The 23,420-nt window shown below is 67.9% G+C and carries 24 protein-coding genes and 1 pseudogene; 9 read left to right on the top strand and 16 right to left on the bottom strand.

Annotated features, from left to right (window positions below; all coding sequences use genetic code 11):
* From WKI94_RS07010 to WKI94_RS06990, 5 genes and pseudogenes are all read left to right on the top strand, one after another.
* Positions 1–249: pseudogene (locus tag WKI94_RS07010) on the top strand (competence protein); the annotation flags it as partial.
* The gene (locus WKI94_RS07005) at positions 246–2,564 is read left to right on the top strand and encodes a secretin N-terminal domain-containing protein (RefSeq protein WP_337845052.1); all 2,319 of its coding nucleotides are present in this window, start codon (positions 246–248) and stop codon (positions 2,562–2,564) included. The pseudogene WKI94_RS07010 and the gene WKI94_RS07005, both read left to right, overlap by 4 nt.
* A gap of 76 nt (positions 2,565–2,640) precedes the next feature.
* The gene (aroC, locus tag WKI94_RS07000) at positions 2,641–3,792 is read left to right on the top strand and encodes a chorismate synthase (RefSeq protein WP_337845051.1); all 1,152 of its coding nucleotides are present in this window, start codon (positions 2,641–2,643) and stop codon (positions 3,790–3,792) included.
* Entirely contained in the window at positions 3,792–4,346 is a 555-nt protein-coding gene (locus WKI94_RS06995; protein ID WP_337845050.1) for a shikimate kinase, read from the top strand. Before aroC ends, WKI94_RS06995 begins: the two co-directional genes overlap by 1 nt.
* Positions 4,324–5,349, top strand: a complete 1,026-nt coding sequence (locus WKI94_RS06990) for a 3-dehydroquinate synthase family protein (protein ID WP_337845049.1) — start codon at positions 4,324–4,326, stop codon at positions 5,347–5,349. The genes WKI94_RS06995 and WKI94_RS06990 overlap by 23 nt, the downstream gene beginning before the upstream one ends.
* Here the strand turns inward: WKI94_RS06990 and rsmF are convergent.
* The gene (rsmF, locus tag WKI94_RS06985) at positions 5,344–6,708 is read right to left on the bottom strand and encodes a 16S rRNA (cytosine(1407)-C(5))-methyltransferase RsmF (protein WP_337845054.1); all 1,365 of its coding nucleotides are present in this window, start codon (positions 6,706–6,708) and stop codon (positions 5,344–5,346) included. The genes WKI94_RS06990 and rsmF overlap by 6 nt on opposite strands.
* Before the next feature lie 34 nt (positions 6,709–6,742).
* Between rsmF and WKI94_RS06980 the strand changes: the two genes are divergently transcribed.
* Positions 6,743–7,114, top strand: a complete 372-nt coding sequence (locus WKI94_RS06980; protein ID WP_337845048.1) for a 4'-phosphopantetheinyl transferase superfamily protein — start codon at positions 6,743–6,745, stop codon at positions 7,112–7,114.
* Here the strand turns inward: WKI94_RS06980 and WKI94_RS06975 are convergent.
* Both WKI94_RS06975 and WKI94_RS06970 read right to left on the bottom strand, forming a co-directional pair.
* Positions 7,095–7,454 (bottom strand): DUF4870 domain-containing protein, encoded by a 360-nt coding sequence (locus tag WKI94_RS06975; RefSeq protein WP_337845047.1) that lies wholly within the window; start codon positions 7,452–7,454, stop codon positions 7,095–7,097. The genes WKI94_RS06980 and WKI94_RS06975 overlap by 20 nt on opposite strands.
* Before the next feature lie 14 nt (positions 7,455–7,468).
* The gene (locus WKI94_RS06970) at positions 7,469–8,029 is read right to left on the bottom strand and encodes a lysophospholipid acyltransferase family protein (protein WP_337845046.1); all 561 of its coding nucleotides are present in this window, start codon (positions 8,027–8,029) and stop codon (positions 7,469–7,471) included.
* Positions 8,030–8,102: 73 nt separating this feature from the next.
* On the opposite strand from WKI94_RS06970, the gene der reads away from it, so the two are divergent.
* The gene (gene der, locus WKI94_RS06965) at positions 8,103–9,416 is read left to right on the top strand and encodes a ribosome biogenesis GTPase Der (protein ID WP_337845045.1); all 1,314 of its coding nucleotides are present in this window, start codon (positions 8,103–8,105) and stop codon (positions 9,414–9,416) included.
* Between the two features lie 38 nt (positions 9,417–9,454).
* Here der and WKI94_RS06960 read toward each other — a convergent pair whose 3' ends face one another.
* The 3 genes from WKI94_RS06960 to WKI94_RS06950 are packed head-to-tail and all read right to left on the bottom strand — an operon-like array spanning position 9,455 to position 12,955.
* Positions 9,455–11,242 (bottom strand): menaquinone biosynthesis decarboxylase, encoded by a 1,788-nt coding sequence (locus tag WKI94_RS06960; protein ID WP_337845044.1) that lies wholly within the window; start codon positions 11,240–11,242, stop codon positions 9,455–9,457.
* 46 nt (positions 11,243–11,288) lie between these two features.
* Positions 11,289–11,627: a YraN family protein gene (locus tag WKI94_RS06955; protein ID WP_337845043.1), complete on the bottom strand. Its 339-nt coding sequence runs from the start codon at positions 11,625–11,627 to the stop codon at positions 11,289–11,291.
* Positions 11,615–12,955 carry a PASTA domain-containing protein gene (locus WKI94_RS06950; protein WP_337845042.1) on the bottom strand — a complete coding sequence of 447 codons (1,341 nt, stop codon included), beginning with the start codon at positions 12,953–12,955 and terminating at the stop codon, positions 11,615–11,617. Before WKI94_RS06950 ends, WKI94_RS06955 begins: the two co-directional genes overlap by 13 nt.
* 26 nt (positions 12,956–12,981) lie before the next feature.
* Here WKI94_RS06950 and WKI94_RS06945 point away from each other — a divergent pair, with 26 nt between their 5' ends.
* Entirely contained in the window at positions 12,982–13,524 is a 543-nt protein-coding gene (locus tag WKI94_RS06945) for an NAD(P)/FAD-dependent oxidoreductase (RefSeq protein WP_337845041.1), read from the top strand.
* Here the strand turns inward: WKI94_RS06945 and WKI94_RS06940 are convergent.
* Positions 13,521–14,291, bottom strand: coding sequence for a glucose 1-dehydrogenase (locus WKI94_RS06940; RefSeq protein ID WP_337845040.1), 771 nt, complete (start codon positions 14,289–14,291; stop codon positions 13,521–13,523). The genes WKI94_RS06945 and WKI94_RS06940 overlap by 4 nt on opposite strands.
* Entirely contained in the window at positions 14,278–15,411 is a 1,134-nt protein-coding gene (locus WKI94_RS06935) for an alanine--tRNA ligase-related protein (protein WP_337845039.1), read from the bottom strand. Before WKI94_RS06935 ends, WKI94_RS06940 begins: the two co-directional genes overlap by 14 nt.
* 11 nt (positions 15,412–15,422) lie before the next feature.
* On the opposite strand from WKI94_RS06935, the gene WKI94_RS06930 reads away from it, so the two are divergent.
* Positions 15,423–16,142 carry a pseudouridine synthase gene (locus tag WKI94_RS06930; RefSeq protein ID WP_337845053.1) on the top strand — a complete coding sequence of 240 codons (720 nt, stop codon included), beginning with the start codon at positions 15,423–15,425 and terminating at the stop codon, positions 16,140–16,142.
* Here the strand turns inward: WKI94_RS06930 and WKI94_RS06925 are convergent.
* The 8 genes from WKI94_RS06925 to WKI94_RS06890 all read right to left on the bottom strand — a co-directional run bounded on the left by WKI94_RS06925 (position 16,122) and on the right by WKI94_RS06890 (position 23,148).
* Positions 16,122–16,589 carry a hypothetical protein gene (locus WKI94_RS06925; RefSeq protein ID WP_337845038.1) on the bottom strand — a complete coding sequence of 156 codons (468 nt, stop codon included), beginning with the start codon at positions 16,587–16,589 and terminating at the stop codon, positions 16,122–16,124. The genes WKI94_RS06930 and WKI94_RS06925 overlap by 21 nt on opposite strands.
* The gene (locus tag WKI94_RS06920; protein WP_337845037.1) at positions 16,586–17,776 is read right to left on the bottom strand and encodes a type II secretion system F family protein; all 1,191 of its coding nucleotides are present in this window, start codon (positions 17,774–17,776) and stop codon (positions 16,586–16,588) included. Before WKI94_RS06920 ends, WKI94_RS06925 begins: the two co-directional genes overlap by 4 nt.
* Positions 17,777–17,779: 3 nt before the next feature.
* Positions 17,780–19,429: a GspE/PulE family protein gene (locus tag WKI94_RS06915; protein ID WP_337845036.1), complete on the bottom strand. Its 1,650-nt coding sequence runs from the start codon at positions 19,427–19,429 to the stop codon at positions 17,780–17,782.
* Positions 19,407–20,597, bottom strand: coding sequence for a hypothetical protein (locus WKI94_RS06910; protein ID WP_337845035.1), 1,191 nt, complete (start codon positions 20,595–20,597; stop codon positions 19,407–19,409). Before WKI94_RS06910 ends, WKI94_RS06915 begins: the two co-directional genes overlap by 23 nt.
* A gap of 896 nt (positions 20,598–21,493) precedes the next feature.
* Positions 21,494–21,835 carry a prepilin-type cleavage/methylation domain-containing protein gene (locus WKI94_RS06905; protein ID WP_337845034.1) on the bottom strand — a complete coding sequence of 114 codons (342 nt, stop codon included), beginning with the start codon at positions 21,833–21,835 and terminating at the stop codon, positions 21,494–21,496.
* Positions 21,832–22,224, bottom strand: a complete 393-nt coding sequence (locus tag WKI94_RS06900; protein WP_337845033.1) for a hypothetical protein — start codon at positions 22,222–22,224, stop codon at positions 21,832–21,834. Before WKI94_RS06900 ends, WKI94_RS06905 begins: the two co-directional genes overlap by 4 nt.
* A gap of 9 nt (positions 22,225–22,233) precedes the next feature.
* Positions 22,234–22,668 carry a prepilin-type N-terminal cleavage/methylation domain-containing protein gene (locus WKI94_RS06895; protein WP_337845032.1) on the bottom strand — a complete coding sequence of 145 codons (435 nt, stop codon included), beginning with the start codon at positions 22,666–22,668 and terminating at the stop codon, positions 22,234–22,236.
* Between the two features lie 75 nt (positions 22,669–22,743).
* Entirely contained in the window at positions 22,744–23,148 is a 405-nt protein-coding gene (locus tag WKI94_RS06890; protein WP_337845031.1) for a type II secretion system protein, read from the bottom strand.
* Positions 23,149–23,420: the final 272 nt, after the last annotated feature.

Raw genomic sequence — 23,420 nt, 5'->3', positions numbered from 1 at the left:
AGCGCGGCCCCTTCCCCCAAAACCCCCCTGCAGGCCCTGGTGGAAGAACGGGGATTGAAGCTTTCGGGCACCCTTCTGGGCCCAGTGAGCATGGCCATTTTGGAAAGCAAGGACGGCTATCTGGTACTACCCGTGGGCAACCCCATCCCGGGTAGCGAGGCCATTGTGAAGGGGATTGAGGAGGACCGGGTGACGCTGGCCCTAAAGGAGGAACGTATGGACCTTACCCTATCGGGAGGTGGCCAATGAGGTTTCCCCAAGCCTTCGGACTGGCCCGCAAGGTGGCCTACTTTGGGCTTTTGGTCTATGGCCTAAGCTTCGGGCTTTTTAGCCTGGCGGGGAGCTTTCCCGATGAGCCCCGCTTCCAGACCCCTGTAACCCTGAAAGTGGAGGGAGGCCAGGTCCAAACCCGGCTTACCCTGCCCTTGGACGTGGTCCTCGAGGCCCTAGCCAAAAGCGCGGGCCTAAAGCCCCTCATCTACCGGGCCTACGACCCCTCGGGGGACCCCGCCAAGGCCACCCCCGCCCTGCCCAACGTGAGGCTGGACTTCCAGGGCAAGCCCTTCCGGGAGGTGTGGGACCTCCTCTTCGCCACCTACGGAACCCAGTACAACCTGGACTACCTCTTCCTCCCCCCCGACGTGGTGGTGGTGGCCCCCACCCAGCTCATCACCGCCCTGGTGGATGCCCCAAGCCGAGGGGGCCCCGCGGAGCGGCGCCCCTATGTGGTGGGCATCCCCGAGGCCGCCTACCGAGTGGCCACCCAAAGCCAAGGGGGCCAGGTCCAGGTGACCTCCAATGTGGAAGGGGCCAAGGCCTGGGTGCAAAACGACCTCCTCCCCTTCCTCACCCGGGAGGCCGCAGGAATAGGGGTGAACTGGATGGTGGTGGAGGAGGGCGGGCGGCTTAAGGCCATCCTCTCCGTCCTGGCCACCCCCGAGCAGCACACCCGCTTCGCCGACCTTCTCCAGCGCTCGGGGATTGACTTCCGTCCCCTCCCCCCCCTGGCCCGGCCTGAGCCCCGGGTGGAGAAGGCCTACGCCCTGAAGCACGCCACCTTCCCCGAGCTCCTCCCCTTCCTCCAGGCCCAGGTGCCGGGGGCCCAGGTCACCCCCCTCCCCACCGATCCCAAGCGGGCCGTGGTCCTGGCCACGGAGGGGGACCACGGGAAGCTTTCCGCCCTCCTCCAGGCGGCCGACCTCCCCAAGGCGGTGCGCCGGGTCTACACCCTGCAGAACACCACCCTCGAGGCCGCCGGGGAGAGGCTGAAGGCCCTCCTGGCCAAGGAACTCCCCACGGCCCGCCTGGAGGCCATCCCCGGTAACCCCAAGGCCCTCCTCCTGGAGGCCCCCGAGGCCGACCAGGCCCTCTTCGCCGAACTCCTCAAAGCCGTGGACGTGGCCGAGGCCCCGCCCCCACCCCCCCAGGAGGCCACGGTGCGCAGGCTCTTCCCCTTGCGCTACGCCGACGCGGAGAAGGTGGCCCCCTTCCTCTCCCGGGAGGTGCCGGGGGTGGTGGTGAGCACGGTGCCCGGGCAGAAGGTCCTTTCCGTACGGGGCACGGAGGCTGCCCTCAAGGAGGTGGAAAACCTCCTGGCCCAGATTGACCGGGCCCCCGAAACCGGGCCTTCCCTCTTCCAGCGCACCTACCAGCTCTCCAACGCCAAGGCCAAGGACCTGGCCGCAGTCCTCCAGGAGGCCCTAAAGGCCCGGGCAGGGGGAACAAGCCCGGCCCAAGGCCAGGCTCAGGGCCAGGGCACCGCGCCCCAGGCCGCCCCCACGGCCACGGTGGTGGCGGACGAGCGCACCAACACCCTCATCGTCACGGGGACCACGGAGGACCTCGCCCTGGTGGAAGGCCTCATCCCCCGGCTGGACCAGGCGGTGCCCCAGGTGAACCTGAGGGTGCGCATCCAGGAGGTGCAGAGCAACTTCAGCCGCGCCCTGGGCCTCAAATGGAACACCATCGCCGGGGGGAACGTGGCCGCCAGCATCCTGGACAGTGGGCTTTCCCTCATCTTTGACTCCACGCGAAGCCTTGCCGCCCTCAACATTATGGCCACCCTGGATGCCCTCCAGCGGCAGGGGCTTTCCCGGGCCCTACGGGACGTGAACCAGACGGTGCTCAACAACGGGACCGCCCGCCTCCAGTCCGGGGAGACCTTCCTCATCCGCCGGGTGGTGGGGGACCGGGTGGAGCGGGTGCCCTTTGACATCGGCATCATCGTGGAGGTCACGCCCCAGATCACCGCGGACGGCCAGATCCTCCTCAGCATCAAGGCGGAGGTCTCGGGGAACGTGCAGCGGAACCCCGTGGACGGGGACGTGGACCGCTTCACCAAGCAGGTGGTGACCACCACCCTGAGGGTCAGAGACGGCCAGACGGTGGTCCTGGGGGGCCTCACCTCCCAGGAGAACAGCGAGACGGTGCAGGGGGTGCCCCTCCTCATGGACATCCCCCTCATCGGGGAACTCTTCAAGCAACGCGCCGGGGAAAGCACCGACCGGGAGCTTTTGGTGGTCATCACCGCGGATATCCTGAAGGAAACGGCGGCCAGGCCTTAAGCTACCCTTTCCCCACCTCCCTGCCGGGAGGCAGGGGGGTTTTCCCTTTCCCCAAGGAAGGCCCTAGAATAGGCCCATGAGGTTCCTCACCGCCGGCGAATCCCACGGGCCCGAACTCTTGGCCATCGTTGAGGGTTTGCCCGCTGGGCTTCCCCTCACGGAAGAGGACATCAACACCTGGCTGGAGAAGCGGCAAGGGGGGTACGGCCGGGGGCGGCGAATGGTGATAGAGAAGGACCGGGTGGAGTTCCGCGCCGGGGTCAGGGCCGGCCGCACCACCGGGGCCCCGGTGGCCCTGGCCATCCGCAACCTGGACCACCGCAACTGGGCGGAGATCATGGACCCGGCCCCCGGGAACGAGCCCCGCAAGAAGGCCCTCACCGCGGCCCGCCCCGGCCACGCGGACCTGGCGGGGGGGATGAAGTACGGGCACAAGGACCTGAGGGACGTCCTGGAAAGGGCCAGCGCCCGGGAGACGGCCATGCGGGTGGCCGTGGGGGCAGTGGCCATGAAGCTCCTCTCCCTTCTGGGGGTGGAGGGGGTGGGGTACGTGGCGGGGATGGCGGGGGTGTGGAGCGGGGTCCCCTTCCGCTGGGACCTCCTCCCGCGCATAGAGGAAAGCCCCGTGCGCATGACGGACCCGGAGGCGGAACGGGAGGTGATCCGCCGGGTGGACCAGGCCAAGGCCGAGGGGGACACCCTGGGGGGGGTCATCGAGGCTCGCTTCCGGGGGCTGGTGCCGGGCCTGGGAAGCCACGTGCACTGGGACCGGAAGCTGGATGGGCGCATCGCCCAGATGGCCCTTTCCATCCCCGCGGTGAAGGGGGTGGAGATCGGCCCCGCCTTTGAGAACGCCATGAAGCGGGGCTCGGAGGTGCACGACCCCATCTACTGGGACCCCGAGCGGGGCTTCTACCGCAAGACCAACCGGGCAGGGGGCCTCGAGGGGGGGATGACCACGGGGGAGGAGCTCATCGTGCGGGCCGCCCTCAAGCCCATCGCCACCCTGATGAAGCCCCTCCCCACGGTGGACGTGGTGACCCACGAACCCAAGGACGCGGCCCGGGAACGCTCGGATACCACCGCCGTCCCCGCGGCCAGCGTCATCCTCTGCGCCCTCACCGCCATCGTCCTGGCCCAGGCCTACCTGGAGAAGTTCGGCGGGGACACCCTGGAGGAGGTCCAGGAGCGGGTGGAGCGGTACCGGGAAAGGGTGAAGGCCTACTGATGCGGCGGATAGAGGTGCCCCGCCCCACCACCTTCGTGAGCCTCACGGGCTTCATGGGGGTGGGGAAAAGCCGCGTGGGGCGGGAGCTGGCCCGGGCGCTTATGCTCCACTTCATAGACCTGGACCGCTTCATCGAGCGGCGCACGGGGCTTTCCATACCCGACATCTTCCGCTACCTGGGGGAGGAGACCTTCCGCCGGCTGGAGAAGGAAGCGGTGGCGGAGCTTATAAAGAAAGACCACCTAGTCCTCGCCTTGGGCGGGGGCACCTTCGTGGACCCAGAGAACCGGGCCCGCCTCCTGCAAAGGGGGCCAGTGGTGGCCCTTTGGGCAAGCCCCAGGACCATCCTGGAGCGGGTGGCCAGGAAACCCGGGGAAAGGCCCCTTCTGGCGGGGGAGGACCCCTTGGCGCGGATAGAGGCCCTCCTGGAGGCCCGGGCCCCCCTCTACCGGGAAGCCCCCATCCACGTGTCCACGGAGGGGCGACGGGTGGAGGAGGTGGTGGCGGAGATCGTGGAGGCCCTTTGGCGGTATGCAAAGGCTAGAGGTGCGTGAACCCAAGCCCTACCCCATCCTCATCGGGCGGGGGGTTTTGCAAGAGGCGAAGCAGCCCGAAGGCCCCCTGGCCCTCCTCTACGACCGTAAGGCGGCCCCCCTGGCGGAGACCCTGGCGGAGGCCTGGGGGGTGGAGCACCGCCTGGGGCTGGAGGGGGGCGAGGGAGCGAAGACCCTGGAGGTCTACGGAAGGGTGCTCTCCTGGCTGGCGGAAAGGGGCCTACCCCGGAACACCACCCTCCTGGTGGTGGGGGGCGGGACGCTTACGGATCTCGGGGGCTTTGTGGCCGCCACCTACCTCCGGGGCCTTCCCTACCTCTCCTTCCCCACCACCACCCTGGCGGTGGTGGACGCGAGCGTAGGGGGGAAGACGGGGCTTAACCTCCCCGAGGGGAAGAACCTGGTGGGGGCCTTCCACTTCCCGGAAGGGGTCTACGCCGAGCTCATGGCCCTAAGGACCCTTCCCCCCTTCACCTTCAAGGAGGGGCTGGTGGAGGCCTTCAAGCACGGCCTCATCGCCGGGGACGAGGAGCTTTTGCCCCTGGAGGGCCTCACCCCGGAAAGCCCCCGCCTCGAGGCCTACCTGGCCCGGGCGGTGGCGGTGAAGGTGCGGGTCACGGAGGAGGACCCCCTGGAAAAGGGCCAGCGGCGGCTTTTAAACCTCGGCCACACCCTGGGCCACGCCTTGGAGGCCTATAGCCGCCACCGCCTCCCCCATGGGGCGGCGGTGGCCTACGGCCTCCTCTTCGCCGCCCTTTTGGGCCGGGCCCTGGGGGGGGAGAACCTGGTGGGGCGGGTGGAGAGGCTTCTCCACTGGCTCTCCCCCCCGCCCCCGCCCACCCCTCCTTGGGAGGACCTCCTCCCCTACCTCCTCCGGGACAAGAAGAAGGTCTCCCAAAGCCTCCTCTGGGTGGTCCCCCTGGCCCTGGGGCGGCTGGAGGTGCGCCCCTTGCCCGAGAGGGTGCTGCAGGAGGCCTACGCCGCCTGGCGGGCCCGGCTATAGCCCAAGGCCCACGGGGCGCAAGACCCCGGCCTTGGCCTTGCCGAAGTCCAGGGGAAACCGCCCCTTTTTCGTCTCCAGGACGATGAGGCCCAGGGGTTCATCCCCACCCTCCCACCCCACCCCCTCCCCCAGGGCAAGCCTCAGGGCCCGGGGGTCCTCCGGGGAAAGGGGGAAAAGGGGGAGGTGGGGCCAGGGGAGGCTTGCTCCAAAGGCCAGGGCCAGGGCCTTGGCGGGGAGGAAGCGGCCCTTCTGGACCTTGCCCAGGTAAAGCCCGGGGGCGGGGACCCGGAGGCCCGCAAGGAGGGGGAGGTCCTCCGGGGGCAGGTAGAGGTGGCCCTCCCGGACGAGGAAGGGGCCGGAAAGCTCCAGGCCTAGGTCCTGCAGGAACCCCCTAAAGGGCCTTTCCACCTCCTTGGGCAGGGGGGCGAGGCGCTCCTTAGGGGGGGTGCCGGAAGGCCCTTCCCCCTTGCGGAAGCGGGCCAGGAAGTGCCCCTCGCCCTCGAGGCGGTGGGGCCAGAGCCGGGCGGCCTTGGCGAGCTCTGGGTTCCCGTCCCCCCAGGCCGGCACCCCCGGGGCGAAGAGGGGGTGGAAACGGGCCTCCTCCAAGGAAAGCTCCGGGTGGGCCTTCAGGGCCCGGGCCACCACCCCCTCGTTCTCCTCCGGGGCGAAGGTGCAGGTGGCGTAGACCAAAATCCCCCCGGGGGCGAGGAGGCGGGCCGCCAGGGAAAGCAGCCTGGCCTGGAGCTCGGCCATCCACTTGGGGACGGAGGGGCCCCAGTGCCGCCTCGCCTCCTCGTCCTTGCGGAACATCCCCTCCCCCGAGCAAGGGGCGTCCAGGAGGACGCGGTGGAAGTAGCCGGCGAAGCGCTTCAGAAGGGCCTGGGGAGGGACCTGGGTCACCAGGGGCGCGGCCCCCCAGCGCTCCACGTTCTCCAAAAGGCCCCGCACCCGCTTCCCGTCCACCTCGTTAGCGAGGAGGAGCCCTTGCCCCTCCATGCGGGCTAAGAGGTGGGTGGTCTTCCCCCCGGGGGCTGCGGCCAGGTCCAGGACCCTTTCCCCGGGCCTCGGGTCCAGGAGGACCCCCGCGGCCTGGGCGCTCGGCTCCTGGATGTAGTAAAGCCCGGCGTAGAAGAAGGGATGGGGGCCGGGCCGGGCCTCCTCCGGGTAATAAAAGCCCTCGGGGCACCAGGGGATGGGCCTTAAGGGCCAGGGGGCGAGGGCCTTCAGGTCCTCCGGGGAAAGCTTCAGGGTGTTGGTGCGGAGGCCATAGGTCCTGGGGCCGGTGAGGGCCTGGAGGAAAGCGGGGTATTCCTCCCCCAGAAGCTCGGCCATTCGGTGGAGGAAGGCCTTGGGCCACACGCTACGCACCCTAGCACAGGGTAGACTCTTCTGGATGATCCTCGCCCTGGGGGCCGACCTGGTGGAGATCGGGCGCCTGCGGACCCTTTTGCAAAGGCACGGGGAGCGGGCGCTGAAAAGGCTTTTCCATGAAGAGGAGCTCCGCTACGCCCTAAGGCACCAAGACCCCGCCCCAAGCCTCGCTGCCCGCTTTGCGGCCAAGGAGGCCTTTCAGAAGTGTTGGCCGGAGCGCCTTTCCTGGAAGGCGGTCTGGGTGGGGATGGAGGGGAGGCGGCCGGTCCTGCGCTTTGCCCCAGAGCTTGAGGCCAGGCTCGAGGCCCAAGGCCTTAAGGCCCTCCTCACCCTAAGCCACGAAAAGACCCACGCCCTGGCCGTGGTCCTGTTGGTCAAAAAAACCGCAGGATAAGGGCGTAGCGGTAGACCTCCCCCCGCCCCGCGGCCAAAGCCCCCTGGACCATGTTCCAGAGCATGAGGAAAAGGAGGAAAAAGCCCCAAGGCACCGCCACCAGAAGCCCCACCACCGTGAGGGCCAAGAGGAGGAGGACCAGGGCGTAGAGGGTGTAGCTCACCTGCCCATTCAGGGACTCCTTGGCATGGGCCTGGACAAAGGCGCTCTTGGGCCCCCAAAGGAGGATGGCCAGGGGCAGGAGGATCTGACCGATGAGGAGGAAATAGCCCACCAAGGGGGCCAGGTGGACCACCACCGCCCAGGTGCGCTCCGATTCTTCAAAGGGCCTGGGGTTCATGACTCCAGTCTACCTTAGGCCTCCTCTTTCAGGCGGATGGGGCCCTGCCGGTGGGGCTTGAGGCCCACCTTGTCCTCGTAGAAGGCCCGGATCTGGGCGAAGTCCTTCTGGAGGTCGCCGCTGGGCTGGAGGTAGCCTCCCACCCCCAGCTCCTTCCTACGCGCGTCCAGGAACCCCAAGGCGATGGGGACCCCAGCCCTTTGGGCTAGGTGGTAGAACCCGCTCCGCCAGTAGGGGGCCTGGCCGCGGGTGCCCTCGGGGGTGATGAGGATCACCAGGTCCTCCCTTTTCAGAAGCTCCGCCACCTCCTCCACCAGCCCCGTCCTCCGGCTCCGGTCCACGGGGATGCCCCCCAAGGCCCTTAGGAGGAAGCCCTGGAGGGGCGAGCGGAAAAGCTCCTTCTTCCCCAACCACCGCCCGCGGATCCCCAAGGCCCAAAGGCCGAGCAAGGCGAAGAGGAAGTCCCAGTTGGAGGTGTGGGGCGCCCCGATGAGGACGTAGCGCCTCCCTGGGGGCAGGTGTTCCACCAGCCTATAGCCCAGAAGGCGGAGGAAAAGCCTAGCCAAAAACCGCATAAGGCGAAGTATACCAGCCCGTGGTACACTTAGGGGATGGGTGGGGCAAACCCACCCCTTTTCGTGGGGGAGCATGTACAAGGTCGTCATCGTAGGCCGGCCCAACGTGGGCAAATCCAGCCTTTTTAACCGCCTCCTGGGTAGGCGAAGCGCGGTGGTGGCCGACACCCCCGGGGTCACCCGGGACCTCAAGGAGGGGGTGGTGGAGACGGAAACCGGCCGCTTCCTCCTGGTGGACACCGGGGGGCTCTGGTCCGGGGACCGGTGGGAGAAGAAGATCCAGGAAAAGGTGGACCGGGCCCTGGAGGAGGCGGACCTGGTCCTCTTCACGGTGGACGGCCGCGCGGACCTCACTCCGGCGGACCATGAGGTGGCGGAGTACCTGAGGAGGAAGGGCAAGCCCGTCCTCCTGGTAGCCACCAAGGTGGACCACCCCACCCACGAGCACTACCTGGGCCCCCTCTACGCCCTGGGCTTCGGGGACCCCATCCCCACCTCCAGCGAGCACGCAAGGGGCCTCGAGGAGCTCATTGAGGCCATCTGGCAGAGGCTTCCCGTGCGCCAGGAGGAGTCCGAGCCCGAGGTGGCCGCCATCCGCCTGGCCATCGTGGGCCGGCCCAACGCCGGGAAAAGCAGCCTCTTGAACGCCATCCTGGGGGAGGAACGGGTCATCGTCTCCGAGGAGCCCGGCACCACCCGGGACACCATTGACGTCCCCGTGGACATAGGGGGGCAGCGCTTCATCCTCCTGGACACCGCGGGCATCCGCAAGCGCCCCGAGACCTTCGTGGAGGAGCTGGCCATAAGGCGGAGCCTACGGGCCATGGGGGAAGCGGACGTGGTCCTCTTGGTGGTGGACCCCTTCCAGGTGGGGGACCGGGAGCTCAAGCTCGCCAACGAGGCCCTGGAAAAGGGCAAGCCCGTGGTCCTGGTCATCACCAAGTGGGACCTGGTGCCCAAGGAGGAGGCCTCGAGGATGCGCCGCCTCCTCAAGGAAAAGCTCGCCCACCTGGACCACCTCCCCCGGGTCTACACCTCCGCCCTCACCCGCCAGAACCTGGAAAGGATCTTCCAGGAGGCGGTGCGCCTCCATGAGCTCACCCACACCCGCATCCCCACCTCCGAGCTCAACCGCTGGGTGGGGGTCTGGACCAGCCGGGTGCAGATGCCCAACTTCAAGGGCAAGCCCCTAAAGGTCCTCTACGCCACCCAGCCCGAGGTGGCCCCCCCCACCTTCGTCTTCTTTGTGAACCACCCGGAGTTCGTCACCCGGGCCTTTGAGAACTACCTGAAAAACCGGATCGGAGAGGACCTAGGCCTTAGAGAGGTCCCCTTCCGCCTGGTCTTCCGCGGCCGGCGGGAGGAGGGGGAAGGGCCTGGGCGCTGAGGGCCCTTGTTTGGGGCCCCCTCGCTTCGGCGGGGCGCTTAAATCCCGTACTCCGCCCAGCGGGCATCCACCAGGGCCTTCACCCGCTCGTCCATGCGGATCCTCTCCGGCCAGACCCGGGTGAAGCCCTCCTCGGGAAGCTTGCGGGTGCCGTCCATAACCAAAACCGGCCCCTCCACCCCCGGCATCACCCGCACGTCCCGCTCGGGGTCTATGTTGTTGAGCACCGCCCAAAGGAGCCCCTCCGGGGTGAGGGCGGTGTCGTGGTCCGCGAGGAGGAGGAGGCGGATGCCCGCGCTCTCCGGGGTCCTGAGGAGCCGTTCCGCCAGGCGGAAGGCCTGGCCCGGGGCCTCCTTCCTTAGGGCCACGCCCCAAACCCCCGGCCACTGGCGCTGGGCCAGGACCTCGGGGTCCTCGGGGAGGTGGGGGTGGGCCTTGGGGACGAAGGGCACCTCTCCCCCTTCCTCGGGGAGCTTACGCGTGCCGTCTATCACCAGCTTCCCCCCGTAGGCGAAGGCCCGGGCGCTATGGTCCAGGACGTCCATGGGGCCCCGGAGAAGGAGGGTGTCCCGCCCAGGGAGGGCGTGCCTGAGGGCGTGGAGGAGGGTCCCGAAGCCCGGCTTCAGGGGCACGCCCTCGTCCACCACCACCAGGACCTTGGCGAACATCATCTGCCCGAGGCCCAAAAGGCCATAGGCCACCTTGTAGGCCTGCCCAGGGTACGCCTTCTTTAAGGCCACGTCCACCCAGTTGTGGGCCACCCCCTCCGGGGGCATATGGTAGTCCGCCACCTCGGGGAGGACCAGGCGGAGGGCAGGGAGGAAGAGCCTTTCCGTGGCCTCAATCAGGTAGGCGTCCTCCATGGGAGGCACGCCCACGATGGTGGCGGGGTAGACCGCCTTCCGCCTATGGGTGAGGGCCGTCACGTGGAAGCGGGGGTAGAGGTCCACGGGGGTGTAGAAGCCCGTGTGGTCCCCAAAGGGGCCCTCCTCCACCAGGGGCTCCTCCGGGTCAATGTAGCCCTCGAGGACAAACTCCGCCTCCGCGGGCACCGGCAGGTCCACCGTGACCCCCCGGGCGAGCTCTATGGGGGCCCCCCGGAGGAAACCCGCCAGGTGGAACTCGCTCACCCCGGGGAGGGGGGGCAGGGGGGCGGTGGCGGCGTAGGTGAGGACGGGGTCGCCCCCCAAGGCCACGGCCACGGGGAGCTTCTGCCCGAGCCTTTTCGCCTTCTCCAGGTGGCGGCGGCCCACCTTGTGCAGTTGCCAGTGCATGGCCGTGGACCTCCGGTCCAAGACCTGCATGCGGTACATGCCCAGGTTGAGCTCCCCCGTCTCCGGGTCCCGGGTGATGACGAGGGGCAGGGTAAGGAAGGGCCCCCCGTCCAAAGGCCAGCACTTGAGGACGGGAAGGCGGTGGAGGTCCACCGCCTCGCCCCTTAGGACCACCTCCTGCACCGGGGCCCGGGCCACCCGCCTTGGGAAGAACCCCTTGAGGAGGGGCAGCTTGGGGAGGAGGCCCAGGAGGGCGGAAAGCCCCCCCTTTCCCGGGTTTAGGGCGAGGAGGGTTTCCACCTTGCGGGCAAGCTCGTCCAGATCCTTCACCCCAAGGGCGAAGGCCGTGCGCTCGCGGGTGCCAAAAAGGCCGATGGCCAGCGGGAAGTCCTTCCCCACCACCCGCTCAAAGAGGAGGGCAGGACCCCCTTTCTTCACCAAGCGGTCCGCGATCTCGGTGATCTCCAGCTCGCTGGATACGGGGACCCTGACCCGTCTAAGCTCCCCCCTCCGCTCCAACGCCTCCAGGTAGGCCCCGAGGTTCCTAAACACGGGAGGAAGCTTACCCTTTTCCGCCCCCTCCGGAAAACCCAGGGGGCTACACTTCCAGCACCCGGTGCTCCAACTGGAAGGCCTTGGGGGTGCCGTGGACCAGGACCGCCTCGAGGCGCACCGGGAGGTCGTCCCGCCCGAGGAGGAAGAGGGCGCTTCTTAGGAGGCGGTGCACCTTCCCCTGGGTGAGGGCCTCGAGGGGGGTGCCGAAGGCCCCGGTGGCCCGCTGCTTCACCTCCACCACCACGTAGACCCCGTCCTTCTCCATGAGGAGGTCCACCTCCCCAAAGGGGGTGCGGCGGTTGCGGCCGATGAGGCGGTAGCCCTGCTCAAGGAGGTAGGTGCAGGCCACCTCCTCCGCCCAGCGCCCCTTCACGGCGACCACTCCTGCACCGGCACCCCATCCAGGTAAAGCCGGAAGCGGGCCTCCCCCTGGACCTCGTAACTCCCCTGGAGCTGGAGGTCCGCCTGGCCCTCCCCCTCGTACACCACCCGCTCCCCCTGGGCGTCCAGGAGGGTAATCCGCACCGCCTTCCCCTCGGCCTCCGGGGGTAGGGTCAGGTTCAGGGCCACGGGGTAGGAGGGGAGGGCGGGAGCCTGAAGCAGCTCGGGAGGAAGGTCGGGCACCGCTACCTGCCCCTGGACCGCCACCAAAAGCCGCACCCCACTCCCCGGGGCCAGGGGGGTGCCGGGGGCGGGGTTTTGCTCCAAGACCTCCCCCATAGGCCTTCCCGAGGGCACCTCCTCCACCTGGGGCAAAAGCCCGGCGGCGTTCAGGAGGAAAAGCGCCTCCTCCCGCCCCAGGCCCCGGAGGTCGGGAAGGGGCACCGCCTCCCCCGCCCCCTGCCCCTTTGAGACCAGGAGGTCCACCCTACCCCCTGGGGGCAAGGGGGTGCCGGGCAGGGGGAAGGTGGAGAGGACCGTGCCCAGGGGCGCCTCCCCCTCCACCTCCGCCACCCGCCCAAGGAGGAGGCCCAGGGCCCCTAGGCGCCCCTCCGCCTCCTCCTGGCGGAGGCCCCTAAGGTCGGGCAGGGGGGTCAGGCGGGCCTGGTTCAGGGTGATGCGCACCGTCCGCCCCGCCCGGAGGCGGGTGCCGGGCGGGGGGTCTTGGGCCAGGACCACCTCCTTGGGCTTGGTGGGGTCGTTCCCCTCCTCCACGAGAAGCTCCAGCCCCGTGTCCTTGAGGAGGGCGAAGGCCTCCCGGGCGGAGCGGCCCACCAGGTCGGGGACCGCGTACTCTGGGGGGTTGAAGTAGCGGTAAAGCCCTTGGCCCAGGAGGAGGAGGCCAAGGGCAGCCAAAAGGAGCCCCGGGGCCACCCCCACCCAAAACCCCTTGGGCCTCCCCCCTCCAGGCCGGCGGGCCAGGGGCCAGGGGGCCAGGTAGGCCACCCCTCCCTCAGTCATGGCCAGGTGCTGGGGGCCGAAGCCTAAGGGGGCGAGGGCTTCCAGGGCTGCCTTGGGCGGGGCCTTGCGGGCCAGGGGTTTTTCCGGGAAGAAGGCGTAGTAGCGCCCGGGCTTAGCGGAAAGGGTGGCCTCCACAAGCCCCATCTCCTCCAGGCGGCGGAGGGCTGCCCGGTAGCGGTAGAAGCGCTCCTTGTCCTCCGGGGTCTTCACGTCAAAGAAGAAGAGCAGCCCCCCTTCCACCCGGTACAGGGTGACCCCGTCTTGGGCCTCGAGGGTCTCCAGCACCGGGTAGCGCTCGTCAATCACCATGCGGGGGCGATTATACTACGGGCGGTATGTGGGACGTTCTCGTCATCGGGGGGGGACCCTCTGGGCTTTCCGCGGCCCTTTTCCTGGCCCGGGCCGGGCTCAAGGTGCTGGTGCTGGATGGGGGCCGCTCCAAAATCAAGGGGGTAAGCCGGGTGCCCAACTACCCAGGCCTTTTGGAGGAACCCTCAGGGGAAGAGCTTTTGGAAAGGTTGAAGGCCCACGCGGAGCGCTACGGGGCCGAGGTGCGGCCCGGGGTGGTGAAGGGCATCCGCGACCTGGGCGGGGTCTTTGAGGTGGAGACGGAAGAGAGCCTGGTGGAGGCGGAAAGGCTCCTCCTCTGCACCCATAAGGACCCCACCCTGCCAAGCCTTCTCGGCCTGGAGCGCCAGGGGGACTACATCCACACCGATGAGAAAGGGCGCACCCGCTACCCCCGGGTCTACGCCGCGGGGGTGGCCCGGGGGAAGATCCCGGGCCACGCCATCGTGAGCGCGGGGGATGGGGCCTACGTGGCCATCGCCCTGGTGTCCGACCTCCGGGGCGAGCCCTACAAGGACCACGCCACCTAAACGGGCCTTCCTGCCATCATGAAGCTTGCGGTCATCCCCCCGTCCACGGGAAGGATGGCCCCGGTGATGAAGCTCGCCTTCTCCGAGGCCAAAAAGAGCACCGCCTCCGCCACCTCCTCGGGGCGGCCCAGGCGCCTTAGGGCGTGGAGGTCCTCCCAGTCCCTCCGGGTCCTTTCGGGGTCCTCGGAAAGGGCGATGGCCTCCAGGACCGCCTCCGTGGCGATGGCCCCCGGGGCCACCGCGTTCACCCGGATATTCAGGGGGGCTAGGTCCAGGGCCAGGGAGCGGGTGAGGTTCACCAAGCCCCCCTTGGAGGCGTTGTAGGCGGCGTTCTCCTGCTCGGCGAAAAGCCCCTGGACGCTGGCCACGTTCACGATGGCCCCGCCCCCAAGCCGCATCATCCGGCGGGCGGCCAGGGCGGAAAGGTGCATGGGGGCGGTGAGGTTCACCTCCAAGACCTTCCGCCAGTCCTCCAGGGCCGCCCTTAGGGCCGAGCCGGGCGCGGAGATGGCGGCGTTATTCACCAGCACGTCCAGCCGACCCAAAGCGCGCTCCGCCTCCTCCAAAAGGCGCACCCGGTCCCGCTCCTCGGCCAGGTCCGCCTGGATGAACACCCCCCCCAAGGCCTCGGCCACCCCCCGCCCCTCGGGGCGGAGGTCCGTGAGGGCCAAAAGCGCCCCCTCCCGGGCGAAGGCCTGGGCGATGGCCCGGCCGATGCCCCGGGCCGCCCCGGTCACCAACACCCCCTTGCCCTCAAAAAGCCCCATCCCGCACCTCCTTAAGGGCCTCCATCACCTTCTCCCTAGGCAGGGCGCCTTGGAGGATCTCCTTCCCGCCCCCCTTGGCCCCCAGGGCCTTCAAGGCCGCCATAACCCGGTCCCGCGCAGGCCCAAGGAGGGCGAAGCGCCCCTCGGGGGTAAGGAGGAAGAAGGTCTTCTCCCCCCAGGAGAGGAGCCTTTTGGCCAGATCCCCAAGAACAGGGGTGGGCACCAGGAGGGCCCTCTCCTCCAGGGCCCGGGGCAGGAGGGCCTCCACCAGGGCCTCCTTCAGGGCGAGGTTTTCCCCCTTCAGGGTGTAAAGCTCGTCCTGGAGCTTCTTAAGGGGCTTCTCCAGCTCCAAGGGCTGGGTGGAGAAGGATAGGGCCAGGCGCTGGAGGAGGGCGTGCTTGGCATGGTAGTCCTCCAGGGCCTCCCACCCCGCCCTAAAGTGGACTCGAGTCCCCCCCTTGTACCGCTCCCACCTGAGGACCTTGATGGGCCCCGCCTGGGCGCTGGTCTTGAGGTGGGTCCCCCCACAGGCCGCAAGGTCAAAGTCCCCGATCTCCACCAGCCGGACCCTCCCTGCCACCTTGGGGGGGCGCCTTAGAGGGTAGCGGCCGAGCTCCGACTCCTCCACAAAGAAGGCCCGCACCGGGTAGTCCGCATAGACCGCGTAGTTGGCCAGGGCCTCCGCCTCCCGCATTCTCCCCTCCTCCACCTCCTCCGCCAGGTCCACGGTGCACACGGGCCCGTCCAGGCTCACGGCCACCGTGTGGTACCCCCCGGCCCGGAGAAGGGCCTGGGAGAGGATGTGCTGGGCGGTGTGGCGCTGCATGTGGCGGAAGCGCCTTGTCCAGTCAATCTCCCCCTCCACCTCCGCCCCTTCCGGGATGGGGGCAGAGAGGAGGTGCACCACGTCCCCAAAGGCCTTCTCCTCCTCATAGACGTGGAGGACCTGCACCTCCCCAAAAGCCCCCCGCAGCACCCCCCGGTCCGCGGGCTGCCCCCCCGCCTCGGGGTAGAAGAGGGTCTGGGAAAGGACCGCGTGGTGCCCCTTCCCGTCGCTCCAGGCCCGCTGGACCCTGGCCTGGAACCGGGTGGCGTAGCTGTCCTCGAGGTAAAGCCTCATCCCCTTATCCTATAGGGGTGGAGCGCCTGGACCGGCTCCTCGCCCGCCTGGGCCTGGGAAGCCGCAAGGAGGTGGGAAGGCTCATCCGTAGGGGGCAGGTGCGGGTGGGGGGTGCGGTGGTCCTGGACCCCGGGTTCAAGGTGGGGGAAGGGGCCCTTCTGGAGGTGGAAGGGAAGCCCATCCGGGCCTTCCGCCACCTCCACGTCCTCCTCCACAAGCCGGGGGGCTACGTGACGAGCCGCACGGAAGGGCCTTCCGTCTACGCCCTCCTCCAGGGCTTTCCCACCCGGGACCTCTCTCCTGTGGGCCGGCTGGACAAGGACACCGAGGGGCTTCTCCTCTTCACCACCCATGGGGAGCTCCTCCACCGCCTCACCCACCCCCGGCACAAGGTGGAAAAGCGCTACCTGGTCCACCTGGAGCGCCCCGCCACCCCGGAGGACCAAAGGGCCTTCCAGGAAGGGCTTCTTCTGGAGGGGGAAAGGCTCCTTCCCGCAAAGCTCGTCCTAGGGGAAGACCCCACCCGGGTGGAGCTCGTCCTGAAGGAGGGGCGCTACCACCAGGTGAAGCGGATGTTCGCCCAAAGGGGCAACCGGGTCCTCTACCTCAAGCGGCTGGCCTTGGGGCCCCTGGAGCTAGGGGATCTTCCCGTGGGGGCAGCCCGGGCCCTAAGCCCGGAGGAGGCGGCGGCGCTTTACCAGGCGGTGGGCCTAGGGGGCAAGAACCCTTAGGCTAAGGCTTAACTCCAAGGGCTCCCCCCCAGCCTCCTGGGGCTCCAGGGCGTACCCCTCCACCCAAAGCGGCACCTTTAGGGAAGCGAGGGCCTCGATGTAGCCCAACACCCCGGCGTAGGGACCCTGAAGCTCCAAGGCCAGGCGCCAGGCCCTTACCCCCCCCACAGCCTCCGCCGGGCCAGGACCCAAGGCCAAAAGCCCCAGGCCCTTTTCCTCCGCCAGGCGCAGAAGGACCTCGTACACCTGGGGAAGCTCCCCAGGCCCCACCGGGGCCTCGGCCAGGGCCTGGGGAAGCCGCTGAGTAAGGGCCTCCACCTCCCGCTCCAAGGCCCGCACCGCCCGCCGGGCCTCCTCGTACCGAGCATAGGCGGACACCACCCCCCAGGCGCTCCAGAGGAACACCAGGAAGGGGAGGAGGAACCATAGCCAGGTGGGAAGCTTCATCGGCGAAGAATCCGGGACAGGTCAAAGAGGGGCAGGTACAGGGCCAAGGCGACGAGGAGCATTATACCTCCTAAAAAGACGGTAAGGGCCGGTTCTATGCTGGAGGAAAGCCGCTTGACCCCGTGGTCCACCTCCCTTTCCAGGTGGAAGGCCGCCTGGTAGAGCATCCTTTCCAGGCTACCCGCCTCCTCCCCCACCAGGGCCAGGCGCACCAGGATGGGTGGGAAAAGGGGCTCCCGGGCCAAGGCCGCGCTTAAGGACTCCCCCCGCACCACCCGTTCCAGAACCCGGTCTAAGGCCTCCCCCAAGGCCGCGTTGCCCAGGGTGTTCCGGGTGGCCTCGAGGGCCTGGGTGATGAGCACCCCCCCCTCGTAGAGGGTGGCCAGGGTGCGGGCGAAGCGGGCAATGGCCGCCTTGTGCACCACCGGCCCCACCAGGGGGAGGCGCAGAAGAAGCCCGTCCAAGGTCCTAGCCCCTCCTGGGGTGCGGCGGTAGGCCCGGAGGAGGTACACCCCCCCCATCAGGGCCAGGAGGATCCAGAGCAGGTTGGCGCGGGCGAAGAGGGAAGCCCCGATGAGTAGGCGCGTGGGCAAGGGGAGCTCCGCCCCCGCCGCTCCGTAAAGCCGGGCGAAGACGGGGATGACGAAGAGGAGGAGGACCGTAACCGCCAGAACCATTACGGTCACCACGAAGGAAGGGTAAAGGAGGGCGGTCCGGACCTTTTCCCGCAGGTCGTGGCTTTTATCCAGGTACTCCGCAATGCGCCGGAGGACCACCTCTAAGGCCCCGCCCACCTCCGCGGCGGCCACCAGGGCCCGCACCAGGGGGGGGAAGACGGTGGGGTAACCCTCCATGGCCTGGGCCAACCCCTCGCCGGCCTCCACCCGCTCGCGCACCCCGCGGGCGGCCTCCTTAAGGTAGGGGTGGCGGCTTTCCAAGGAAAGGGTGTGGAGGGCCTGGGCTACGGGTATACCCGCCCCTACGAGGGTAGCGAACTCCTCCATGAAGAGGACCAGGTCCGGCAGGGGCACCCTGCCTCGAGGGGAACGCCGGGCCCTTTCCAGGCGCAAGGGATAAAGGCCCATCTCCCTTAGGCGGCGCCTGGCCCCTTGGGGGCTTTCTGCCTCCACCACCCCTCGGTAGACCCGCTCGCCCCGTTCGTCCGTGGCCTCGTAGAGGAAACGCATGGCTCACTCCCAAAGCCCAAGCACCCGAAGCAGTTCCCCGCCCGTGGTCACCCCGGCCTTCACCTGGAGGAGCCCCACCTGGGGAAGGTCCCGGTGCCCCCTGGCCCGGGCCCGCGCCCGGAGCTCCCCCTCCCCCGCCCCCTGGCCCAGGAGGTAAAGGTCCTCCCGGTCGGGGGCGTATACCTCGTAAAGCCCTATGCGGCCCCGGTATCCCGTGCCTCGGCAGAACGGGCACCCTTCCCCCCGCATCTCCTCCCCTGGAACCTCCCCGAAAAAGAGGCGGGCCTCTTCGGAAAGGGGCATAGGCCTGGCGCACTGGGGGCAAACCCGGCGCACCAAACGCTGGGCCACGGTACCGATGAGGGTGGAGGCCAGAAGGTGGCGCTCCGCCCCCATTTCCAGAAGCCGGGTCACCGCGGCCAGGGCATCGTTGGCGTGCAGGGTGGCCAGCACCAGGTGGCCGGTGAGGGCAGCCCGGAGGGCGGTGTCCAGGGTGTCGGGGTCTCGCACCTCCCCCACCAGGATCACGTCCGGGTCTAGGCGCAGCACGCTCCTTAAGGCCTCGGAAAAGGTGAGGCCGATCTTGGGCTGGACAGGGATCTGCACCACCCCCTCCAGGGGAAACTCCACGGGATCTTCAATAGTAACGAAGGTCTTCTCCCGGGTGTAGAGCCGGTCAAGAGCGGCGTAGAGGGTGGTGGTCTTCCCGCTCCCTGTGGGGCCGGTAACGAAGAGGATTCCATAGGGCCGCTTCAGCAGCTTCTGGAAAAGGGCCAGCTCCTCGGGGAGCATGCCCAGCTCCGTAAGCCCTAAGCGAACCCCCGAGGGGTAGATGATGCGCAGGGTGAGCTTCTCCCCGTGGAGGGTGCCCACGGAGGCCACCCGCACCTCGTAGCGCCGCCCCTCAAAGGGGAAGGTAAAGTGTCCGTCCTGGGGACGGCGCCGCTCGGCGATGTCCATGCCCGCCAGGACCTTGTAGCGCGCGGCCAGGGGGGCCTCCAGGTCCTTGGGAAGACGTTCCAGCCCCTGCATCACCCCATCCACCCGGACCCGCGCCTGGAGGTGGGTTTCCTCGGGGTCCAGGTGGAGATCGCTGGCGGAAAGGGCAATGGCCCGCTCCAAAAGGGCCTGAGCCAGGTGCACCGCGGGCATGGCCTCCAGGGTGAGGTCCACCTGGGTGGCCTCTTCCTGGCCCCGCCGGGCCGGCTCGCCCTGAGGACGGGCCTCCTCCGCCAAGAGGCGGTCCAGGACCTCGAGGATCTCCCGGTCCGCGGCCAGGTAGGGCACGACCTCCTTGCCGGTGAGGAAACGGAGCTCGTCCAAAAGGGCCAGGTCCGAAGGGTGGGCCATGGCTACATGAAGCCGGTTTCCCTCCACCTTGAAGGGGAAAACCCGCTTCTCCCGGGCCAGGCGGGGGTCCAAAAGGCGCAGGGCCTGGGGGTCGGGCTGGACCTCGGATAGGCGGATCAGGGTGGCCCGGTGCTGGTCCGCCAGGACCCGAAAGAGGTCCTCTTCCTTGACGTACCCCCGCCTGAGGAGGATCTGGCCCAAGGGCTCCCCGGTGCGGGCCTGCTCCTCCAAAGCGGCATGGAGCTGGCCCTCCGTCAGGTAGCCAAGTCTAAGGAGAAGCTCACCGAGCCTCGGCCGAAGCAACCTCCACCTCCCAAGCGTAGACCGTCCGCGTTCCCACCGCATCCCGGCGGAGGGGGCCCACCCGTCCCCCAAGGCGCCGGGCCAAGGTCAAGGGGGCGTATGGGTCCAGGGCCAGGCCCTCCAGGCGCAAGCGGTCTTGGCGGGCCTCGAGGCGGGTAAGCCAAAGGGTGCCAGGCTTTTCTTGCGCCACCTTGAGGACGGCCTCGAGGCCCACCCCTTGCGGCCTTGTGGGCTGGAAGGCCTGCTCCCGGAGGAGGGCCGCCTGGCGCTGCAAGGCCTCAGCCTGGACCTGCTCCCGCTTTGCCCACTGGCCCAGGAAGCTTTGCCCAAGAAACCCCAGGGCAAAGAACAGGGCGGCAAGGAAGACCGCAAGCTGGGCCTCCCGGGGAAGACCCTCCCCCAAGGCCTTGCGGCGGGGCTTTAGGTCCAGAAGAGGCCCCAGGACCGCGAGGAAGTCCTCGAGGTCCAGGGGCACCTTCTGCTCCACCCGCTGGGCCGGCAGCCCAGGAGGCAGGCGGGGAGGCTCGGGCAGGCCCAAAAACCAAGCCTCCTCCACGGGTTCCAGCCGCCCAAAGAGGGCCAACGAGCGGCGGATCTCCTCCGCAAGCTCCGGGGTGCCCTCGTCCGCGGAAAGGGTGAGGTAGCGGAAACCCCGCAGGACCCCCCCCTCAAACAGAGCCACGGTGTGGGCCAGGTTCTCCACCACCAGGAGGCTATGCCCCTCGGCCTTGGCCAGGGCGTAGCGCCAAAGGGCGAGGGGCAGGGGCTCCACCCGCCAGGGACGAAGCCGCCCCAAAAGGGCCGCCCCCCTCCTGGGCAGGGCAGCGTACAGGGCCTTCACCCGCCGCTCGTCCTCGGGGGGCACCAGGAAGTAGTCGGCAAGAAGCTCCTCCCCGGCCAGGAGGGGGCTCCGCTCCGCCTCGGCCAGGACGGCCTCTTCCAGGGGGAAGCCCTCGAGGCTGGGGAAGGCCTGCAGGCGAAGAAGGGCAAACTCGGGGCCAAGCCCCAGATAGGCCCCCCGGCCCGCCCCTGCCTCCCGTAGGGCCCGGAGGAGCCTCTCATACCGGGGATGACCCTCCTCATCTAAAAGCCCTTCTACGGGAGAAACCCCCACCTCACCATCCCTTAGGCGCAGGAGGTGATCGCGGAGGGCGAAGAAGAGGGGCATGACCACATTCTACAGAGCTCTGCAAGGCCCGTTCCGCTGGCAAACAAACCTGTACACCAACCGAGCGCCCCGGCCGGCCGGGCACGGGAAAGTGTTGGTCAAGCAAAGGGTAAGTGCGAGAAGGACTGGTCGGGAGTCCACCCGACTGTTAAAGCGCAGCCTTTTCAAGAAAATGGTTTGACCTGGATCTACCGAACAACTGGTTGTTGGAAAAGGAGGAGTTGGAACACGTACCCCAGACGGTTGATAATAGTAGTAACAATCCCCCCCAGTGTTGTAAATGCCATATCCTATGTGTATCATGACCACCTTGAACCCAGAAGGTAGAGTAACTTCGATTTGCTGAAGATATAGGCGTTGTCCACTCAAATTGGACCAACTTACGTCTCTTATTTCCCTGCGTCTTATGGAGGGATAATTTGTAAGATGCGCTCTTCTTAAATCTATGGGGAAAACAGACGGACCCAACTCAAACCCACCCAAAGCAAGCCCTACCCTCCGAGTAGCCGTCACGGTGGCCACCGGTGCTCCCTCCCAGGTCAGGTCTAGGGTGAGGGTGCGCCCATCGCAGCTGAAGCTCCCCCCATACCCCCTCTGAAGGGTAAGGGCGAGGCCGTTCCGGAGGACCTGGCCCCCCGAAAGGCTGTAGGTCACCGTCCCGGAGGGCAGGGTGAGGCTCGCCCCAGTGGGGGTGCAGGCCAGGGCGGTGCTCTGGAGCACATCCTCCGTGAGACGGGCCCGAACCTCCTGGAGATCCGCCTGGAGCTGGGCCTCCGCCTGGGCCCTTTGGCTTCCTCGGCCCATCTGGCCCAGAAGAAGGGCAAGCGCCAGGGCGAGAACCCCCAAAAGGGCCAGGGCCACCGCCAGCTCCACCATGGTTAGGCCGCGCTTCATGTTCATGGTCCGTACCTCTGATGGGTAACGAGAGCGGTCAGAAGCTCGCCCCCCTCAAGAATCCGCACCTCGTAACGGGCAAGGATGCCCTCACTAAAAGAACACACCTGATAGGATAGCCCCCCTTCCAGGGCCACCGGCGCGCCGCATCCCTCCAGGGGTGCGGGGGGGCTAACTCGGTAGCCCTCCAAAACCTCCTGAGCCCGGTTCACGGCCTTTTCCAGAGGGGTCGTCTCCTGGGAGGCCAGCAGAACCCGGGTAAAAGGCTCCAGAACGAAGAGGGCAAGGACGGAAAGGGCAAGCAGGGCGAAGGCGATCTCCAAGAGGGTGAGGCCCTTCCTCATGGGTTTTCCTCCCAAGCCACGATGCTCCCCCCGTTCACCGTGGCCGCCACCCGCCAGGCCACCCTAAGGCCGTAGTTCAGGGGACCCCCCGCGGTCTCCCCTTCCCCTACATACCGGGTGCCCCCTGCCACCGACTGGGGGGAAAGGTAGCGGTAGCGGCCCAGGGGCTGCCCGTCCACCGAGAGGTCAAACCAGGTGTTGGGGCTATCCGATCCTTCGGCCACCGCCCGGAACACGGCGCTTTCCGCCAGGTAGCGGGCCTGGAGCCGGGCCACCTCGTAGCGGTAGCGCTGGAGATCCATGTAGTGCAGGAGGGAAATGGGCAAGGCCAAAACGGCCAGGACCAGGACGGCCACCAAGATGTAGAGGAGAGCGCTGCCCCTTTGCATGCTCACCCTTCAGTTTACCGTGTCGGGGTGGCCCTTGAGGCAGCGGATGGACACGGTCACCGTACTGGAGTCCACAGCGATGAGGGACACGGTACAGGCCTCATCGGCAAACAGGTAGGCCAGGCGTTCCCCGGGGTTACAGCGGGCGTTCCCGTTGTGGTCCCAGTAGGCCACGGTGGCGCTTCGTTCGGAGGGGCAGGAGGAAGAAAGGCGCAGGTCTGGAGGGCTTCCCATAAGGGCCTTGAGCTGGTTCCAGGTGGGAGCGGTGCGGTAGCTGGCCAGGTGGATGGCGTAGGCCGAGCGGAGGCTCCGCAGGGTCTCCTGCCTCTGGGCTTTCCGGGCCTCGGCCTGGAAGTCTAGGTAGCGGGGAAGGGCAAGAGCGGCCAGAAGGCCCAGGACCAGGAGGACCACCGCCAGCTCCAGCAGGCTCAGTCCTTTAGCCACCGCCCGCTTCCCCATATAAGAGTAGCCCCCCGGGCGATGCCCGGGGGTAAGCCCTGGCTCCATTGGGCTCCTTGCCTAGTTGATGTTGCCCTTGATGCACTGAATGGGAGTGGTGGCGTTAGTTACAGCGGCGGAACAGGCGTCATCGGAGTAAAGGGTAGCCACCCCCTCACCCGTGCCGGCGGTATTATTGTTGTTGTAATCCATGTACAGAGCGCCACCAGTAGTAGCAAGCTTCAACTCAGCTGGGACATCCTGAAGACCCCCCTGGAGCTGGGTCCAGTTAGGATAGCTACCCCTGTTCTTCGCGATGTAGATCGCGTAGGCCGAGCGGATGGAACCCAGAATAGCCTCCCGCTGGGCCTTCCGAGCCTCCGTGGTCATGTCCACAAACCGCGGTACCGCAATGGCCGCCAGAATGCCGATGATGACGATCACGATGGCCAGCTCTATCAGAGTGAAGCCCTTGCTGTTCCTCATCTCTGCCTCCTTTCAGGGCGCTTTCCGCCCTCAACCTGAGGCTAAAAAGAGGTTGTGAAAAACCTGTGAAAGCCTCAGGGCAGGGTTATTCTATCAGCCCCCTCCGCTTCCCCCGCAACCCCCTTGGTCGTGTAAGGAATTATGTGTAAGGGTATGTGTATGAATGGGGGTACCAACGGGAGAGGAGGTACCCCATGGATCAGGATACCCTCCAGATGATCTTGAGGGAAGCAGTGAGGGAAACGGTAACCCAGGTTCTGCAGGCCCTGCTC

Source organism: Thermus sp. (genome assembly GCF_037444525.1).
Classification (GTDB): Bacteria; Deinococcota; Deinococci; order Deinococcales; family Thermaceae; genus Thermus.
The sequence above is the reverse complement of the archived record's forward strand: the minus strand, read 5'-3'. Positions and strand labels throughout refer to the sequence as shown.

What these genes read in the sequence shown, in the direction of transcription:
- WKI94_RS07005 (WP_337845052.1), top strand. Translation starts at nt 246, where the DNA reads ATGAGGTTTCCCCAAGCCTTCGGACTGGCCCGCAAGGTGGCCTACTTT.
- aroC (WP_337845051.1), top strand. Translation starts at nt 2,641, where the DNA reads ATGAGGTTCCTCACCGCCGGCGAATCCCACGGGCCCGAACTCTTGGCC.
- WKI94_RS06995 (WP_337845050.1), top strand. Translation starts at nt 3,792, where the DNA reads ATGCGGCGGATAGAGGTGCCCCGCCCCACCACCTTCGTGAGCCTCACG.
- WKI94_RS06990 (WP_337845049.1), top strand. Translation starts at nt 4,324, where the DNA reads ATGCAAAGGCTAGAGGTGCGTGAACCCAAGCCCTACCCCATCCTCATC.
- WKI94_RS06980 (WP_337845048.1), top strand. Translation starts at nt 6,743, where the DNA reads ATGATCCTCGCCCTGGGGGCCGACCTGGTGGAGATCGGGCGCCTGCGG.
- WKI94_RS06975 (WP_337845047.1), bottom strand. Translation starts at nt 7,454, where the DNA reads ATGAACCCCAGGCCCTTTGAAGAATCGGAGCGCACCTGGGCGGTGGTG.
- WKI94_RS06970 (WP_337845046.1), bottom strand. Translation starts at nt 8,029, where the DNA reads ATGCGGTTTTTGGCTAGGCTTTTCCTCCGCCTTCTGGGCTATAGGCTG.
- der (WP_337845045.1), top strand. Translation starts at nt 8,103, where the DNA reads ATGTACAAGGTCGTCATCGTAGGCCGGCCCAACGTGGGCAAATCCAGC.
- WKI94_RS06950 (WP_337845042.1), bottom strand. Translation starts at nt 12,955, where the DNA reads ATGGTGATTGACGAGCGCTACCCGGTGCTGGAGACCCTCGAGGCCCAA.
- WKI94_RS06945 (WP_337845041.1), top strand. Translation starts at nt 12,982, where the DNA reads ATGTGGGACGTTCTCGTCATCGGGGGGGGACCCTCTGGGCTTTCCGCG.
- WKI94_RS06940 (WP_337845040.1), bottom strand. Translation starts at nt 14,291, where the DNA reads ATGGGGCTTTTTGAGGGCAAGGGGGTGTTGGTGACCGGGGCGGCCCGG.
- WKI94_RS06935 (WP_337845039.1), bottom strand. Translation starts at nt 15,411, where the DNA reads ATGAGGCTTTACCTCGAGGACAGCTACGCCACCCGGTTCCAGGCCAGG.
- WKI94_RS06925 (WP_337845038.1), bottom strand. Translation starts at nt 16,589, where the DNA reads ATGAAGCTTCCCACCTGGCTATGGTTCCTCCTCCCCTTCCTGGTGTTC.
- WKI94_RS06920 (WP_337845037.1), bottom strand. Translation starts at nt 17,776, where the DNA reads ATGCGTTTCCTCTACGAGGCCACGGACGAACGGGGCGAGCGGGTCTAC.
- WKI94_RS06910 (WP_337845035.1), bottom strand. Translation starts at nt 20,597, where the DNA reads ATGCCCCTCTTCTTCGCCCTCCGCGATCACCTCCTGCGCCTAAGGGAT.
- WKI94_RS06905 (WP_337845034.1), bottom strand. Translation starts at nt 21,835, where the DNA reads ATGAGGAAGGGCCTCACCCTCTTGGAGATCGCCTTCGCCCTGCTTGCC.
- WKI94_RS06900 (WP_337845033.1), bottom strand. Translation starts at nt 22,224, where the DNA reads ATGCAAAGGGGCAGCGCTCTCCTCTACATCTTGGTGGCCGTCCTGGTC.
- WKI94_RS06890 (WP_337845031.1), bottom strand. Translation starts at nt 23,148, where the DNA reads ATGAGGAACAGCAAGGGCTTCACTCTGATAGAGCTGGCCATCGTGATC.